Origin of the sequence: uncultured Gemella sp. (assembly GCF_963525165.1) — a bacterium.
In the GTDB taxonomy this organism is placed as follows: Bacteria; Bacillota; Bacilli; order Staphylococcales; family Gemellaceae; genus Gemella.
In genome coordinates this window covers 1-16526 of the sequence record NZ_CAURJN010000038.1, presented here as the reverse complement: position 1 = coordinate 16526, position 16526 = coordinate 1, and the positions used below count along the sequence as shown (strand labels likewise).

General features: G+C 30.0%; 13 protein-coding genes. 7 read left to right on the top strand and 6 right to left on the bottom strand.

Annotation, left to right across the window (positions count from 1 at the left end):
- Window positions 1-956: LPXTG cell wall anchor domain-containing protein (locus RWQ74_RS07415; protein WP_314397648.1), on the top strand; the 956-nt coding region annotated here is incomplete at its 5' end.
- Window positions 957-1026: 70 nt separating this feature from the next.
- Here the strand turns inward: RWQ74_RS07415 and RWQ74_RS07410 are convergent.
- From RWQ74_RS07410 to glyA, 4 genes are all read right to left on the bottom strand, one after another.
- Window positions 1027-1497, bottom strand: coding sequence for an S-ribosylhomocysteine lyase (locus RWQ74_RS07410; RefSeq protein ID WP_314397647.1), 471 nt, complete (start codon window positions 1495-1497; stop codon window positions 1027-1029).
- A gap of 254 nt (window positions 1498-1751) precedes the next feature.
- Entirely contained in the window at window positions 1752-3065 is a 1314-nt protein-coding gene (locus RWQ74_RS07405) for a solute carrier family 23 protein (RefSeq protein WP_314397646.1), read from the bottom strand.
- A 34-nt stretch (window positions 3066-3099) separates the two neighbouring features.
- Window positions 3100-4461, bottom strand: a complete 1362-nt coding sequence (gene guaD, locus RWQ74_RS07400) for a guanine deaminase (RefSeq protein ID WP_314397645.1) — start codon at window positions 4459-4461, stop codon at window positions 3100-3102.
- 211 nt (window positions 4462-4672) lie between these two features.
- Complete coding sequence (gene glyA, locus RWQ74_RS07395; protein WP_314397644.1) at window positions 4673-5890, bottom strand: serine hydroxymethyltransferase; 1218 nt, start codon at window positions 5888-5890, stop codon at window positions 4673-4675.
- Between the two features lie 515 nt (window positions 5891-6405).
- On the opposite strand from glyA, the gene RWQ74_RS07390 reads away from it, so the two are divergent.
- The 6 genes from RWQ74_RS07390 to murB all read left to right on the top strand — a co-directional run bounded on the left by RWQ74_RS07390 (window position 6406) and on the right by murB (window position 13740).
- Window positions 6406-7356 carry a ribose-phosphate diphosphokinase gene (locus RWQ74_RS07390; RefSeq protein WP_304094048.1) on the top strand — a complete coding sequence of 317 codons (951 nt, stop codon included), beginning with the start codon at window positions 6406-6408 and terminating at the stop codon, window positions 7354-7356.
- Between the two features lie 100 nt (window positions 7357-7456).
- A complete protein-coding gene (gene pth, locus RWQ74_RS07385; RefSeq protein WP_314397643.1) occupies window positions 7457-8014 on the top strand; it encodes an aminoacyl-tRNA hydrolase in 558 nt (185 codons plus the stop codon).
- 68 nt (window positions 8015-8082) lie between these two features.
- Window positions 8083-11634, top strand: coding sequence for a transcription-repair coupling factor (gene mfd / locus RWQ74_RS07380; protein WP_314397642.1), 3552 nt, complete (start codon window positions 8083-8085; stop codon window positions 11632-11634).
- On the top strand, window positions 11627-12190 hold the full coding sequence (locus RWQ74_RS07375) for a DNA-3-methyladenine glycosylase I (protein ID WP_314397641.1): 564 nt from the start codon (window positions 11627-11629) through the stop codon (window positions 12188-12190). Before mfd ends, RWQ74_RS07375 begins: the two co-directional genes overlap by 8 nt.
- A 133-nt stretch (window positions 12191-12323) precedes the next feature.
- Window positions 12324-12845 (top strand): GrpB family protein, encoded by a 522-nt coding sequence (locus tag RWQ74_RS07370; protein WP_314397640.1) that lies wholly within the window; start codon window positions 12324-12326, stop codon window positions 12843-12845.
- Window positions 12838-13740: a UDP-N-acetylmuramate dehydrogenase gene (gene murB, locus RWQ74_RS07365; RefSeq protein ID WP_314397638.1), complete on the top strand. Its 903-nt coding sequence runs from the start codon at window positions 12838-12840 to the stop codon at window positions 13738-13740. The genes RWQ74_RS07370 and murB overlap by 8 nt, the downstream gene beginning before the upstream one ends.
- A 178-nt stretch (window positions 13741-13918) precedes the next feature.
- On the opposite strand, the gene RWQ74_RS07360 is transcribed toward murB, so the two are convergent.
- The gene (locus tag RWQ74_RS07360) at window positions 13919-15166 is read right to left on the bottom strand and encodes a replication-associated recombination protein A (protein WP_314397637.1); all 1248 of its coding nucleotides are present in this window, start codon (window positions 15164-15166) and stop codon (window positions 13919-13921) included.
- Between the two features lie 234 nt (window positions 15167-15400).
- Window positions 15401-16363: a DUF3644 domain-containing protein gene (locus RWQ74_RS07355; protein ID WP_314397636.1), complete on the bottom strand. Its 963-nt coding sequence runs from the start codon at window positions 16361-16363 to the stop codon at window positions 15401-15403.
- Window positions 16364-16526: the final 163 nt, after the last annotated feature.

Genomic DNA, 16526 nt, shown 5'->3' with positions numbered 1-16526 from the left:
TAGTAGTAAGCGAGAAAGGTGAAGCGTTAAGAGAAGAAGTCTTACCAGAATTAGTGGTAATTGAGAAAGGTGAGTCATTAAAAGCAGAAGTTTTACCAGAATTAGTGGTAAGTGAGAAAGGCGAGCCATTAAGAGAAGAAGTCTTACCAAAATTAGTGATAAGCGAGAAAGGTGAGTCATTAAAAGTAGAAGTCTTACCAGAATTAGTGGTAAGTGAGAAAGGTGAAGCGCTAATTCGAGAAACTACTCCAGTAGGAAAAGTAGAAAAAATTAATGATGGTAAATCAGGTGTTGAAGTAGAATTATTTAATAATAAAATTGATAATATTTCATTAAATGTAAAAGCTGTTAGGGATGCTCAACAATTAAGTAATATAAGTAAAGAATTATCTGTAGATAAGGATAAAGTGAGAATCCTAGATTTGAAATTATCTAAGGATAATAACGTAGTACATTTAAATAATGAAAGAATAGTTCGAATAGTTTTACTGGAAAATGAAAGTAGTGAGATTGAAATATATCATGTGGATAAAACTGGTAAGTTGACATTGATTCCTTCAGAAGTTAATAATGGAATAGTTCAATTTAATATTAATCATTTTAGTTTGTTTGCGATTGTTGATTTTAGTAAAAAAGAGACTGAGAATAAAATAAGGGATAAAAATCATACAGAATTTTCTTCGAAAAAAGAGTATGTTTATGAAAAAATAGAAGATGCTTCAAATACTGTTAGTTATGGCATAAATGAACACAAACTAACTGAAAGTTATGAACAAGCTGAATTCGGTACAAACAGTAAAAATACACCTAAGATAGTTTCTTTAAATAACAACTACGAGAAAAAAGAATCTCTTCCAAAAACAGGGGAATCATCTTCTGAACAAGGCATAGTTTTAGTTGGACTTGGACTAATGATAGGTCTTTTAGGAGTTAGAAGAAAGTACAGTAGTAAATAATTAAAAAAGGGAAGTACAAATGATTACAGAATCAAGTGTACTTCTCATTTTTATTTTGAATAAATTTCGATTAATTGCTAAAAACGTTTTTCCATTCAGAGCGTTTTTCTAAGAATCTTTTAGCTTCCATTTGAGCGCCTTCTAAAGAGTGAGATGCTGCCCATCCGCACTGTACTTCGTTACACGCTGGTACTTCAGTAGCGACAAGAACATCTTCTAAAGTTTTTGCTAAAGCTTCTTCAACTTCTTCGTAGCTATCGTTGTTGATTACTGATAGGTAGAAACCAGTTTGGCATCCCATAGGACCAAAATCTAGCACATTATCAAGGTGATTTCTGATAAGTTCAGCGATTAGGTGCTCTAAAGAGTGAAGATTAGGCATTTCTAAGTGTTCTTTATTTGGTTGGCAAAATCTTATATCATATTTGTAAATTTTATCTCCATTATCACCAGAATACACACCTACTAGTCTAATATATGGTGCAATAACTTTAGTGTGATCTAGGTTAAAACTTTCAACATTCATTTTCTTTTCTGTCATCGATATATCTCCATTTCTGTAATTTAATTAGCAGATATAATTATACTATATTTTCGGAAAATATAAAATCAATAAGAATAAAAGGGAGTGACTCAAAAATCGTGATTTCAAAGAAATCGATTTTGTCGAGTCACCCCCGCACAGGTTATTAGATATCTAAAAAGCTTTTAAAAAGCGAATTTAGATATCAATAAACCACTGCGTCTATGAGTTCTCATATCCACTTTGTTAAATTAAGTCAACACCTTTTAGAATTATTTTTCTAAAGGAATAAGTTTATTCATTATTATTGCTACAATTGCACCAACAGCGATAGGAGAACCTATTAAGTATTGAAGTAACTGTGGAGCACTAGCTTTTAATTCTGCTGGGATGAATAATAATCCAATTGTAAACATTAAAGGTACTCCGATAATGTATAATTCTCTTTCAGAGAAGTCAAGATTTTTAACAACTCTAAATCCGTTTAGTAGGATTATGATACATACCACTGAGAATACCCCACCTATTACTGCAGAAGGAATTGAGTTAATAATGGCAGAAAGTTTACCTAAGAATGATAATCCGATAAACCAGAATGAAGCCATAACAAACACTTTCCTACTAGCTACCCCAGTAATAGAAATAATCCCAGCATTTGTAGAGTAACCAGTAACAGGAGTTGCTCCGACTAGAGCGGCTGCTAAACATCCGATTCCTTCACCGATAACACCTTTATTAACTTGAGTATCGCTTAAAGGCTCGTCAATAACTGAACTTACTGCGTACCAAGTTCCTGTAGTTTCGGCTAAAAGTACCATGTAAATAATAATCATTGTTATAATAGCAGAGATTTCAAAATTTATACTATAATCTAAGAATAAAAGTTTTGGCATTGAGAAAAAGCTAGCATCTTTAATTCCTTGAGTATTAAAACCACCCATTAAGTATGCAGAAAATGTTCCAATAGCTAAGGCGATAATTACTGAAGAAATTTGGAAAATTCTTTTGAATTTGTTAACGTAATTTCCTAATGTAGAAAATAGAATTAAAGAAGCGGCTGTAATAAATGCTAATAATACATTTTGTTTCATAGTTAACCCATTACCTTCAATATAAATATTACTAACAAATGCTGAAGGAAGCAAAGTTAATCCTACAATCATAATTATTGTTCCACTAACGATAGAAGGTATGTAGTTTTTTACTATATATTTATAAATACCAGAATATCCAAGTAAGATTACTAATATTGCACCAACTATACTTGCACCAAGAACAGTCCCAAGATTTTTAGTTCCCATATATATACCAATAATAGCACCTAAAGGAATGAATGAAGGTCCTTGACAGACCGGTAATCTTAAATAAAATAATACCTGAATTAATGATGCAATCCCAGCTCCTAGAAAAGTGGATTGAATTAAACCAGTAGCATCACCAGGTGATAATGCAATAGCTGTTGCCAAGATGAAAGGTGGTACGTAGACATCCATTGCAAGGACGTGTTGTAAACCTAGGATTAGGGATTGAGAAAATGGAATATTCTCTTCAACTCCTATAGTTAAATGTTTATTTTGTTTCGTCATAAAAAACGTAATCTCCTTTTTTATTTTTATGTTATTAATCTTTTTTTAGAATTTGTTTACCTTGAACCCAGACTTCTCGAATATTTTCTGAAGTAGAAAAGTATAATATTTTTTGAAGAAGGTGTTTTTCTTCTTCATTATCTAAATAATTTGGAAGTTTATTTGTCGGTGTATCGATATCGATGACTTGGAAATCGCAAATATAACCTTCTTTAAAAAGTCCAAGTGGTAATTTCAAAGCTTCACCACCACCAGTGGTTGCAAGATAAAATGCTTCAAATACACTCACTTTTGAATCATGATTGCCACGGCAATTAGCTTCTAGTCTATTGTCAACTCCGTCATTTAACATCCTACTAGCCGTGACCGTGTGTTTTATATTATCATATAGGCTAGGAGAGAAACCTCCTGAGATATCGGTACCTAAACAAATATTTAAACCTTGTTTTTTTAGTTTATTAACAGGTAAAACTGCATTAGCAAAATATGAGTTAGAAATAGGGCAGTGGCAAACTGAAGATTTATTGTTTTTGAAGATATCAGCATCTTCAGAATTTATAAAGTTGCCATGAGCCATTATCGATTTATCTGTAAATAATCCGAATTGATTTAGGACTTCAGTATCTCTTTTTCCAAATCGTTCAAGAACGAAATTATGCTCCCAATCACTTTCGCTACAATGACTTTGAATATAGCAGTTATATTTCTTTGCTAATTTTCCTAACTCTAAAAGAGCACTGTCTGTACAGCTTGGAACAAAACGAGGAGTAATAACAGGATATAAACCTTGAGGAACATCTTTTGAAAGATTCTGCACATCATTAATAAACTTCTCAGTATTTTCAATAGCTTCTTTTGTACTATTATCTCGGTAAAAATCAGGATTCATAGTTTCATCATCCATAACAACTTTACCGACAAAACCTCTTTGCCCCAAATTAGCACAAATTTTCGCTAATTCTAGTGTAGCTTCATTATGGATAGTTCCAAAGTACATTGCAGATGTAGTACCATTTGCTAATAATGTTTTTACTAAATCAGTATAGACTTCTCGAGCGTAGTTGATATCTGCGTATTTTGATTCTAAAGGGAAGGTGAAATTATTTAGCCAGTGGCTTAATTCGTCATCCAAGGCAAGTCCAGCTTGTGGCCATTGTGGAGCATGGATGTGCAAATCTATAAAGCCAGGTAAAAGCACTTTAGATTTAAAATCAATAAAGTTACTTCCTTGTGAATAGTGATTTAATATTTTTTGATAATTTTCATCTTCTTTTTTAATAATTTCAGATATAATTCCATTATTAGAAACTAAAAGTATAGCGTGTTCCAGAAATTCAATTTCACCATACTTAGGGCTATGAAAAAAAGATGCTTTAATAATTTTTTTGTTTTTCATATTTTCATTTCTCCTAAAGAATTTTTATAAATATAACATGAAAAACGAACGGTTGTCAACAAAAAAATATAAAAGTAAAAAAATAAATTTTTAAAGACGAACATTGAGGTTATTTTTCAAATATAAAGTTCGCAAAAAAACAGGAGAGACTCAAAAATCGTGATTTCAGAGAAATCGATTTTTAGAGTCAGTCCCGTTTAAAATATTATTTTTATCTAAATTCTTTTCTTTCTTTTGCTACTAAAGTGGCTACTCTTTCTTGAGCTTTTTCTAGGTAGTTTTCACCATTCTTTAGTAAATCGCAAATGATATTTGTAATTTCTACAAAGTCTTCTTCTACATACCCTTTAGAAGTCATAGCAGCTGCTCCTAAACGCAATCCACTAGTTTTCATTGGTGGTAATGTATCGAACGGAATACCATTTTTATTACATGTGATTTTAGCTTTACTTAATAGGCTACTAGCATCATGTCCAGTAACATTATAAGTAGAATATGTGTCGATAAGACATAGGTGGTTATCACTACCGTTTGAAACAACAGGAATATTATTAGCTTTAAACGCTTTTACCATTGCTTGCATATTCTTAACAACTTGTTGTTGATATACTTTAAATTCTGGTTTAAGAGCTTCTGCAAAACAAATCGCTTTCGCAGCAACAACATGTTCTAATGGACCACCTTGAGCACCTGGGAAAATCATTTTATTAATTTTTATTGCAATTTCCTCATTGTTTGTAAGAATAATACCACCACGAGGTCCTCTTAATGTTTTATGTGTCGTTGATGTAACAACGTCAGCATAAGGTACTGGATTTGGATGTAAGCCAGCAGCGACAAGACCAGCGATGTGAGCCATATCGACCATTAAGTAAGCACCTACTTCATCAGCAATTTCTCTAAATTTAGCAAAATCAATTACACGAGAGTATGCACTTGATCCTGCAATAATCATTTTTGGTTTGTGTTCTTTAGCAATACGAAGGACTTCGTCGTAATCGATAAGATGAGTGTCTTTTGTCACTCCATAAGAAACAGCATTAAATAGTTTCCCTGAGAAGTTAACTTTGCTACCGTGAGTTAGGTGTCCACCAGCATCCATACTCATCCCTAAAACTGTATCACCAGGTGTTAATAAAGATAAGTAAACTGCGATATTTGCACTTGATCCTGAGTGTGCTTGCACGTTTGCAAATTTTGCATCATAAAGTTCTTTTAATCTATCGATTGCAAGAGATTCTATTTCGTCAATTACTTCGCAACCATCATAGTATCTTTTTCCAGGATATCCTTCTGCATATTTGTTCGTTAGGATGCTTCCTGTTGCTTTTAGAATATCTTGTGAAACAAAGTTTTCACTTGCAATAAGTTCAATGTTAGTGTCTTGTCTGTGTTGTTCTTTTTCAATTAATTCAAAAATTTTATCCATAATGATACTCCTTTAATTTTATAAAAATTAAGAATAAAAAAAATTAGAATTTAAAAGCAAAACTTAAGAAAATATAAGTCTATTAAAAACTATTTAAACTATATAAAAAGATATAATTTTTTAAAAAGCTAAAGCAAATTAAAATTTCTTTTATTCTTTGTTTAATAATAATATCATAGTATGAGAAATAAATAAACTAAAAAATGGTGGGAATAGTCGAAATAATTAAAAAATATCATCAGGTATACATAAAATACGAATATTATAATCGTTTGCTATAAATATTCTTGATAGAGTATTTTTATTATAAATGCTATTTTAGAGATAAAATATATTAATATAGTAATGAAAAATGAATTTCAGAAATATGTATGGTAGAAAATAGTAAAAAAATTAATGGATTTTAATTGGTCTATACTTGATATTAGTAGAAATTATCTAATATTTATGCTATAATAATCTACGGAATACATCTGTATTACTATCGAACCAAATTTTAAGGAGAAAAATTTAATATGCTTGTAGATAAACCATTAAAGCTGTTTTCATTAAATGCTAACATTCCATTAGCACAACAAGTAGCGAAGTCACTAGGAGTAGAATTAAGCAAATGTAGTGTAAAAAAATTCAGTGACGGAGAGGTTTCAATTAATATAGAGGAAAGTGTACGTGGTAGCGAAGTATTCGTACTACAATCAACTAGTGGTCCTGTAAATGACAATTTAATGACTTTATTAATTATGATAGATGCACTTAAACGTGCTTCAGTGGACACTATTAATGTTGTAATTCCTTATTACGGATATGCACGTCAAGATAGAAAAGCAAGAAGTCGTGAACCAATTACTGCTAAATTAGTAGCTAATCTACTAGAGGTAGCAGGAGCAGATCGTATAATTGCATTAGATCTTCACGCTCTTCAAATCCAAGGTTTCTTTGATATTCCAGTTGATCATCTTATGTGTGTACCAATTATTGCGAAATATTTCAAAGAAAAACTTCCAGATATGGAAGAGGTGGTTGTTGTATCACCAGACCACGGTGGTGTAACACGTGCTAGAAAACTGGCAGATGCGTTAAATACACCAATCGCAATTATCGATAAGAGAAGACCAAAACCAAATGTTGCTGAAGTTATGAATATTGTAGGTAACATTGAAGGGAAAACTTGTATCCTTATAGATGATATTATTGATACAGCGGGTACTATTACTTTAGGAGCTCAAGCACTTAAAGATAGAGGAGCAAAAGAAGTTTATGCAAGTTGCTCACATGCCGTACTAAGTGGACAAGCATTAGATAGAATTGAAAATTCTCCAATTAAAGAATTAGTGTATGCTAATACAATTGATATACCAGAAGAGAAAAAACTAGATAAAATGGTACCGTTATGTGTAGGTGATTTAATTGCTAAAGCTATTTATAAAATTCACAATAACGAACCAGTAAGTGTTCTTTTTGAATAATAACTAATTAAATTAAATAGATAATTAAAGAAGACAGCGGTGTCCGTTGTCTTCTTTAAGTCGTGAATTCGATAGTAAATAAATAGAGTGAGGATAACTTATGAAATTGATAGTTGGATTAGGAAATCCAGGAAAACAATATGAAAATACAAGACATAATATAGGATTTATGATTCTTGATGAACTTGCAAAGTCATGGAATGTAAGCTTTGATAAAACGAAATTCAATGCAGAATATGCTATGACTTATTATAATGGTATTAAATATTTGTTGATTAAACCTACAACATATATGAATCTTTCGGGTGAAGCAGTAGGGAAGTTTTATGATTATTTTGAGATTGATATAGAAGACATCTTAGTAATTTATGATGATTTAGATACTAAAACTGCAAACTTTAAACTCAAAGCAAAAGGAAGTAGCGGTGGGCATAACGGAATTAAGAGCATCATAAGTCATCTTGGAACAGAAAAATTCAATAGACTTAAAATTGGAATCGATAGACCTACGCCTCCTATGAAAGTAGTTGACTATGTACTTGGTAGATTTTCAAAAGACGAGATGAATGAAATTGAAAAGATTTATTCTAAAAGTATAAATTGTATTGAAGATTTCTCGAAAATGAGTTTTGTGGATTTGATGAATAAATATAATTAAAAGAACAAATGCAGCATTAGAGGAAGGAAGTTCCCCTCTGCTGCTATTTGTCGTAGGAAGGAGCGTACATGATAAAAGAAAGTCTGTTAGAAATAGTTGATTTGCAATTTGAAAAAAAATATAAAAACATAGGGGTTTATGGACAAAATCTAACAACACGTGCTTTGGAAATATATAACGAATATAAACATAGTAATAACACTGTTGTAGTTTTATCTCAAAGTAAGGCAGAAGCAGAAGAATTATTTGCAATATTAAATGATTTCGAAGAAGAAACATATATTTATCCAGAAATAGATATACTAAAACGTCATACCTCTAAGAGTAATGATTTAGTCCAAAACTCTATAAAGGTACTTGAAAATTTGGTGAATAATATACAAAGCATAATTATTATACCAATAGAAGCTATCTATAGAACAGTAAAAAATCCTAGTGATTTTAAAAATAATAGTTTTGAAATTAGTGAAGATACTGTCATTAGTTTTGATGAGTTACAGAAGAAACTCCTAAATATGGGATATCGTCGAGTTGAAAGTGTTGATGTAGTTGGAGAGTTTTCAAAAAGAGGTAGTATAGTCGATATTTTTAGTCCTCTGAGTGAAAAGCCGATACGATTAGATTTCTTTGATGATGAGCTTGATAGTATGAGGATTTTTGATGAAATTACTCAAAGATCTCTAGATAGAATCGATAGTGCAGTTATTTATCCAACAAGTGATTTTTTCCTTACTTCTGAAGAAAAAGATATAGTTGTAGAAAAAATACTTGCTAAATTGGATGATAAAAAGATACAAGAAGATGAAAATTATCAGGAGATTAGTACGTATCTTAAAGAAAAAATAGAAATCTATAGAGCGACAGGGGATTTTAGTGATTTAGAAAGTTTCTCAAATTTAATTTATGAAAATTCATATAGTATTGCTGATTATTTAAATGATGATACTATAGTCTTCTATGATAATTATCATAAAATTTTAGAAAAAATAGAAGGATTACGAGAGTATTTTTTAACAAGTTTACAGGAAATGAATAGAAGTTATATCTATCAAGATGTAATAGATAATATAGCATTTGAAAAAATACAAAATTTAGATACTAGAAAATACTATTTATCTACTTTAAAATTAAATGATAAAATTATTGAGAAAAACTATAACTTAGATATAATCGACTTAGCTTATTATTCTAGTGAAGAGTATTTAGCTAAGGAAATTAGAGAAAAACTGACAGATAATTATAAGGTAATAATTTCATTAAATACTCAAAAGCAAAGAGACTATATCGAAAAAGTTCTGTTTGATAATTATTTTTATGATGACATTTACTATGGTGTTAAAGAAGGGAAAATTTTTATTGATGTAAATAAATATCACCTTAAGGGGTTAGAGGATAGAAAAAATAAAATATTTATATTGACTCCACGTGAACTTTTTACCGAAGAAGAAAGAAAAAAACGTCGCGTAAAATTTAAATATACTAACTCAGAAAAAATTAGAAATTACCAAGAACTAAATGTTGGTGATTATATCGTTCATGTTAGCCATGGAATAGGACTATACGAAGGAATAGAGAATGTTGAAGTTGGTGGAGTATATAAAGATTTCTTGAAGATTGTCTATGATGGTGGTGATATTATTTATGTGGATATAAATAATATGAACTATATTCAAAAATATACCGCTTCTACTGATAATAGAAAACCAGCATTAAATAAACTTGGTACAAAAAACTGGCAGAAGACTAAGAGTAGAGTTCGTAAAGAAATTGAGGATATATCTGAAGATCTTATTAAGTTATATATTAAACGTGAATTGAGTTCAGGTTATGCGTATAGCATTGATGGTAGTATGCAGGCTGAATTTGAAGCTGATTTCGCATTTACTCCAACTGAAGATCAGGTAAAAGCTACTGAAGAAATCAGAAGAGATATGGAAAAAGAACGCCCGATGGATAGACTTCTTTGCGGAGATGTTGGATTTGGTAAAACGGAAGTAGCGATGAGGGTTGCATTTAAAGCTGTTACTAATAATAAGCAAGTGGCTGTTTTAGTACCAACGACTCTTCTTGCCGAACAACACTACGATAATTTTGTAAGTAGATTTGCGAATTTTCCTGTTAATATAGAAGTTGTTAGTAGGTTTAAATCTGCAAAAGACATTACCGAAATTTGTAAAAAACTTGAAGAAGGTAAAATAGATATTATCGTTGGAACTCATAAGTTATTGAATGATAAGTTTAAATACAGAGATCTAGGATTATTAATAATAGATGAAGAGCAACGTTTTGGAGTTAAGCATAAAGAAAAAATAAAACATCTTAAAAATACTGTTGATGTACTTACTCTTAGTGCCACGCCAATCCCAAGAACATTACATATGAGTTTGATTGGTATTAGAGATTTATCGGTGATTGAGACACCTCCAAGAGAACGTCAACCAATCCAGACATTCGTAACAGCTCAGAATAAAATGGTTATTAAAGAAGCGGTTATGAATGAGGTAAATCGTGGAGGTCAGGTATTTTATGTTTATAATAGAGTAGAGACAATTGATGAAAAATACTTAGAGTTAAAACGATTATTACCTGATATTAATATCGCTTATGCTCATGGACGAATGAGCCAAAGAGAACTCGAGAATATTATGTCAGATGTTATCGATAGGAAATATGACATGTTAATATCGACGACTATTATTGAAACGGGTATTGATATTTCAAATGTAAATACACTAATAGTAGAAGATGCTGATCGTTTTGGATTAAGTCAATTGTACCAACTTCGTGGACGAGTAGGTCGTAGTAGTAGAGAAGCATATGCTTACTTGATGTATGAACCGTTTAAATCGTTAACTGAAAACTCAGAGAAAAGATTATCAGCAATTAAGAACTTTACATCTCTAGGAAGTGGGTTTAAGATTGCTATGCAGGATTTATCGATTCGAGGTGCAGGTGATGTACTTGGGGGAAGACAGCATGGTTTCATTGATTCAGTAGGTTATACGCTATATTCTCAAATGTTAGAACAAGAAATTCAAGAGAAAAAAGGAATTTTAGAACCGTTATTAGAACAAGATCGAACACAAGATGTTAGTTACTATGAGAATATAATTAAAGAAGCTGCTCCGAAAATTAAGAAAGATATTTTTGAAGTTGAAACAGATGACCTAGAGATTAAACTTAATGTAGATGCCTTTATTCCAAAAGAGTATATTTCTAGTGATGCGGATAAAATAGATTTCTATAAGAGACTAAATAACGTTGTAAGTGATGAAGAAATAGAAAGTATCGTGGAAGATTTAATAGATAGGTTCTCTGATTTTGGAGAAGAAGTAAATAATCTAATAGATATTTGTTATTTAAAAGTTATGGCGAAAAATACTATGGTTACTAGTATAAAAGAATTAGCTAATAAAGTTGTTATAACATTCGATAAAGAAATTATGAATAATCTAAAAGGAAAAGAATTATTTACTGCATTAACTCCTCATAAAGATACACGCATTATTGCAAAGGATGGATTTTTCTTAGAAATTGATAAAAAAGAAAGATATAGCATTAGACGAATTAGAGAAATGTTAGCTATTGTGAATAATAATTTGGAGGAAAATCATGAATAAACATAGATGCCCATGGGCAAAATCTCCCTTAGATATTGAATATCATGATAATGAGTGGGGTAGAGAAACCCATGATGAACAGATGCTATTCGAATATTTAGTATTAGAAGGTATGCAAGCAGGATTAAGTTGGTCACTAATCTTAAAAAAACGTGAGAACTTTAAACGTGTTTTTGATAATTTTGATTATAATATTTGTGCAAACTATTCAGACGAATATTTAGAATCGTTAAGAGAAGATGAGGGAATTATAAGAAATAAGCTGAAAATCTATTCAGTTAGAAAGAATGCTCTTGCATTTATCAAAGTACAAAAAGAGTTTGGAAGTTTTGATAAGTATATCTGGAGTTTTACAGATTATAAAAAAATTAATAATAAATTAACAAGCTATAAAGATGCACCAAGTGAATCTGAGCTTTCTATAAAAATTAGTAAAGATTTGAAAAAAAGAGGATTCAGCTTTGTAGGTGGTACTATTATCTATAGCTATTTGCAAGCGATTGGAATAATAAATGATCACGAACAAAGTTGCTTTTGTTATGAAACATGCTGTTAGTGAAAAAATAAGATTATTAATATCAGAAGTATATTTACTCAGTTCAGCGATGAAATCCAGAAATAGCTTTACTTTAAATAAAATACCGTCTATAATAGATTAGGATATTTAATTACAAGATTGGATTTTATAAATGGATAAGAGAATTGTTAAAATTGAAGAAATAAAAGACAATGAGGTCTTTGTTAACACATTTTTAGAAGAAATAAAAAAAATACAAGAAATTCCAAAAATGCCGAAGTGTGAGTTTTTGCACATTGGAGCAACGAGTACAACACAGGTATTAGGAGAAAAAATTGTAGATATGCTTGTTGTTGTTGAGAATTTACACGAGATAACAACATTTGATGAGAAAAGGTTAAATAATATAGGTTATCACAGAATAGCTCATAATGGAATAAAAGGTGTAATTAAGTATGCGAGAATCACTGACTATTTAACTATGAGCTATGATGTAGTATTAAATGTAGTCCAACGAGATACAGAAATACACAAAGACTTTATTAAAGTTAGAGAAGTTTTTAATAATGAAGATTTAAAAAATGATTACAATTCATTTAAAAAGAATAACAAAGAACTTTCATTTAAGGATTATTTAGCACAGAAAATAATATTTATAAATGAAATGTTAAAAAGGATTGAAAACTATGATTAAGATAAAAAATATAGAAGAAGTTCTTCAAAGTAGTGAAGTACTGTATAATGAACCTTTAAGAAATTATAGTTTCACAAAAACTGGTGGAAATGCTGAGGTTTTAGTGAAAATTAATAACGAAAAAGATTTGCAAAACGTAATAGCATATAGCAACGAAAATAATATTGAATTGACTATACTTGGTAATGGTTCGAATGTATTAATTTCTGATAATGGGATTAAAGGGATTGTTGCTCTTACTAGTGACATGAATAAGATTGAATTATTAGATGGTGATATTATTTCTTGTTATGCGGGATTAACGTTAAAAGAGCTTACTGACTTTTGTATAGAAAATAGCTTAACAAATCTTGAATTTTCATGTGGTATTCCAGGAAGTGTAGGTGGAGCAATATTCATGAATGCTGGAGCATACGGTGGTGAGATGAAAGAAGTTGTTCAAAAAGTTGAGGTTTTCACTAAAAATGGTGAAAAGAAAATATATACAAATGAACAAATGGAATTTTCTTACAGACATTCTGTAATTCAAGAAACTAAGGAAATTATTTCTAAAGTTTATTTCCAAATGAAAAAAGGAAATAAAGAAGAAATTGTCTCTAAAGTAGAAGAATTAAATAAAATGCGTTCAGATAAACAACCTTTAGAATATCCTTCATGTGGATCTGTATTTAAAAGACCGGAAGGATACTTCGCAGGGAAATTAATCCAAGATGCAGGATTACAAGGCTTAACTGTAGGTGGAGCACAAGTTTCAAAAAAACACGCTGGGTTTATGGTTAATATAAATTCTGCAACGTGCGAAGATTATAAAAATTTAATAAAAGAAGTTCAGAAAAAAGTTTTAGAAGATTCAGGTGTTGAACTTGAATGTGAAGTTAAAATACTAGGTGAGTAAAAAAGGAGTGACTCAAAAATCGTGATTTCGGAGAAATCGATTTTGTCGAGTCACCCTCGCACAGTTTATTAGATATCTAAAAAGCTTTTATAAAGCGAATTTAGATATCAATAAACCACTGCGTCTATGAGTTCACATGTGAACTTTGTTAAATTTTAGGGCTGGATTAGCCCTATTTTTATTTCATATTATCTATAAATTTTTTATATTGTGCTAGATTTTGTTCATTTTTATTATTTGTTTTTGGTGTGTAGAATGTTCTTCCTACTAAGTTATCTGGAAGATATTGCTGCTTAATATAACCTGTTGGATGACTGTGTGGATATTGATATCCGACTCCACGATTTAGTTTATCAGCACCGTAATAATGTGCATCTCTCAAATGATCAGGAATTATGAATTTTGGATTTGTTTTAGTTTCGTGTAGCGCATTGTCGATTGCCATATAAGCACTATTAGATTTTAATGATAGAGCTAGTTGGATAACCGCATTAGCTAAAGGTATTCTTGCTTCAGGTAACCCCAGCATTTTCGCACTTTCTATAGCGGCGTGAACAAAAGGTCCAATATTTGGATTGGCTAGACCAATATCTTCATAAGCTATAACACTCATTCTTCTATAGATAGTATCTAAATCCCCACTATCAATTAATAGTGCTAAGTAATATAGTGATGCATCAACATCACTGCCACGAATAGATTTTTGAAAGGCACTTATTATGTCATAAAAAGCATCGCCATCTTTGTCATAAGATTTGAATTTTCCTAGGGATAAGTTTAATAGCTTCTCTTTTGTAATAATTTCACCTTCATTTGATAAATTATACAAAATCTCAAATGTATTTAACGAGAATCTTAAATCGCCAGAAGAGTTAAGAGAAATTGTTTTAAATACATCATCTTCAATTATTAATTCTTTTGGGAATATTTCTTTATTATTAGCTATTTCTTTTAGATATTCATAAATATCATCATTAGAAACTTGTTGTAATTCGAAAATGATTAAACGTGATCTAATTGCTGGATTTACCGTATGGTAAGGATTATTTGTCGTACATCCAATAACATAAATATTATCAAATTCTATTTCAGGGAGCAGTATATCTTGCATAGGTTTAGTTAACCTATGGAATTCATCAAGTAGTAAAATTACTTTTTTGAATCTTTTAGATTCTTCTATTACTGCAGTTAAATCCTTTTTTGTACAATTTACAGCATTTAATATTTTAAATTTATAGTCTAGTTCATTAGCTAATGCATTAGCGATTGAAGTTTTTCCTGTTCCAGGGGGACCATATAAAATAAATGAGAACATTTTTTTGCTTTCTACTATCTTAGTGAGAACTTTCCCATCGCCAATTAAATGATGCTGTCCGATTATGTTGTTTATTTTAGTAGGGCGTAATCTATTAATAAGGGTTTCCATGGTACCTCCTTTATAATTTTATGATTTATTTAATAGAATTTTAATTTATATGATAGTTTGCTCTATTTTGTTTATATTTATAAATGATGTTAGTTTATTTTATTAATTGCATTTTTCAGAAATATAGGATATAATAAATTATAGATTAGATAACTTGTGAAGGATAAACGCTGGGTCCCAAAATGGGGTAGGTTAATAACCGAGCATTCCTATGTGCCTGGGGTTATCTTTTTTTTATACCTTTTTTAAACTTTCTACAAAATTATGAGGATCTTTTTTTATTTCAATAAGAATAAATTCAATAAATTGTTCGGAGTATGTATAATGAGTTGAATTTCCGATTCTATGACAGTATGAATATTTTGGCTCATCTTTTATTTTATAAAAGTCAATAATAAGGTTTAATATATACTGATTAAAGCTCTTTTTATAATTTAATTTTATATTTTGTTTTTTTAATCTTTCTTCTACTACTGTAATAACATTTGCATATGAATATTTATGAGTTTGAGAAGGATCTTTTGGATCTTTGATAATTGCAACTTTGTTTTCAGATTCTTTACATATAGCCACAGTAAAATTTGCTTCTTTCTTTTTCTTAGTAATAAACAAATTTTGTTTAATTTCAATAGAAAATTTATCTGAATTATATTCATTAGATAGTATATCAATTTCATTAGCTTGTTGAATAAATTTTTCAGCGATTTCAGCTGGGTATTTTATTCTTATTTCTTCATTACTCAATGGCTCATAACTTGCAGAAGTAGTAAGAAAATTTTGTGCAATGTGCTGTGTAATATCTTGATTATGAAATCTTAATAATTCATTTGTGAAATTAATAACGCAAGCTTGAAAAAGTGGTGCATATTTTAGCTCGTAATCTTCGGTTATATAGTGAGTACTTATATTTCTTAATTCTATAATCTTCTCTAGATTTAATCTTATCCTAGTATTACTATCAGAATATATTTTTTTCACAACGTTTTCTAAGCTTAATGTTCTAGACTCATTATCTTTATAATATATTGGAATTTGTCGATTCAACAACTCTGCTTTTAACATCAATTCCCAGGCATTACATATGAAAAAACTGAATCCTTCTATTCTATATTTAATAGTAGGTTTATTATATATTTCTAAACCTAGTATAAAAGCTTCTATACTTTTTTCAATAAATTTATTTTTTAACTTTTCCATTATCTTTAATCTCCCTAGTTATTAATTTGATTAATTCTAATTCTCTTTAATTATATCATAATTAGCATAGTTGTTGATAGGAAGTTTATCTTGGAGTGAGTCTAAGACAGTTAAAGTCAAATTATTACGGAAAATAAATTCCAAAAAATTAAATTACGATGAA

What these genes read in the sequence shown, in the direction of transcription:
- guaD (WP_314397645.1), bottom strand. Translation starts at nt 4,461, where the DNA reads ATGAAAAACAAAAAAATTATTAAAGCATCTTTTTTTCATAGCCCTAAG.
- mfd (WP_314397642.1), top strand. Translation starts at nt 8,083, where the DNA reads ATGATAAAAGAAAGTCTGTTAGAAATAGTTGATTTGCAATTTGAAAAA.
- glyA (WP_314397644.1), bottom strand. Translation starts at nt 5,890, where the DNA reads ATGGATAAAATTTTTGAATTAATTGAAAAAGAACAACACAGACAAGAC.
- pth (WP_314397643.1), top strand. Translation starts at nt 7,457, where the DNA reads ATGAAATTGATAGTTGGATTAGGAAATCCAGGAAAACAATATGAAAAT.
- RWQ74_RS07360 (WP_314397637.1), bottom strand. Translation starts at nt 15,166, where the DNA reads ATGGAAACCCTTATTAATAGATTACGCCCTACTAAAATAAACAACATA.
- RWQ74_RS07375 (WP_314397641.1), top strand. Translation starts at nt 11,627, where the DNA reads ATGAATAAACATAGATGCCCATGGGCAAAATCTCCCTTAGATATTGAA.
- murB (WP_314397638.1), top strand. Translation starts at nt 12,838, where the DNA reads ATGATTAAGATAAAAAATATAGAAGAAGTTCTTCAAAGTAGTGAAGTA.
- RWQ74_RS07355 (WP_314397636.1), bottom strand. Translation starts at nt 16,363, where the DNA reads ATGGAAAAGTTAAAAAATAAATTTATTGAAAAAAGTATAGAAGCTTTT.
- RWQ74_RS07370 (WP_314397640.1), top strand. Translation starts at nt 12,324, where the DNA reads ATGGATAAGAGAATTGTTAAAATTGAAGAAATAAAAGACAATGAGGTC.
- RWQ74_RS07405 (WP_314397646.1), bottom strand. Translation starts at nt 3,065, where the DNA reads ATGACGAAACAAAATAAACATTTAACTATAGGAGTTGAAGAGAATATT.
- RWQ74_RS07390 (WP_304094048.1), top strand. Translation starts at nt 6,406, where the DNA reads ATGCTTGTAGATAAACCATTAAAGCTGTTTTCATTAAATGCTAACATT.
- RWQ74_RS07410 (WP_314397647.1), bottom strand. Translation starts at nt 1,497, where the DNA reads ATGACAGAAAAGAAAATGAATGTTGAAAGTTTTAACCTAGATCACACT.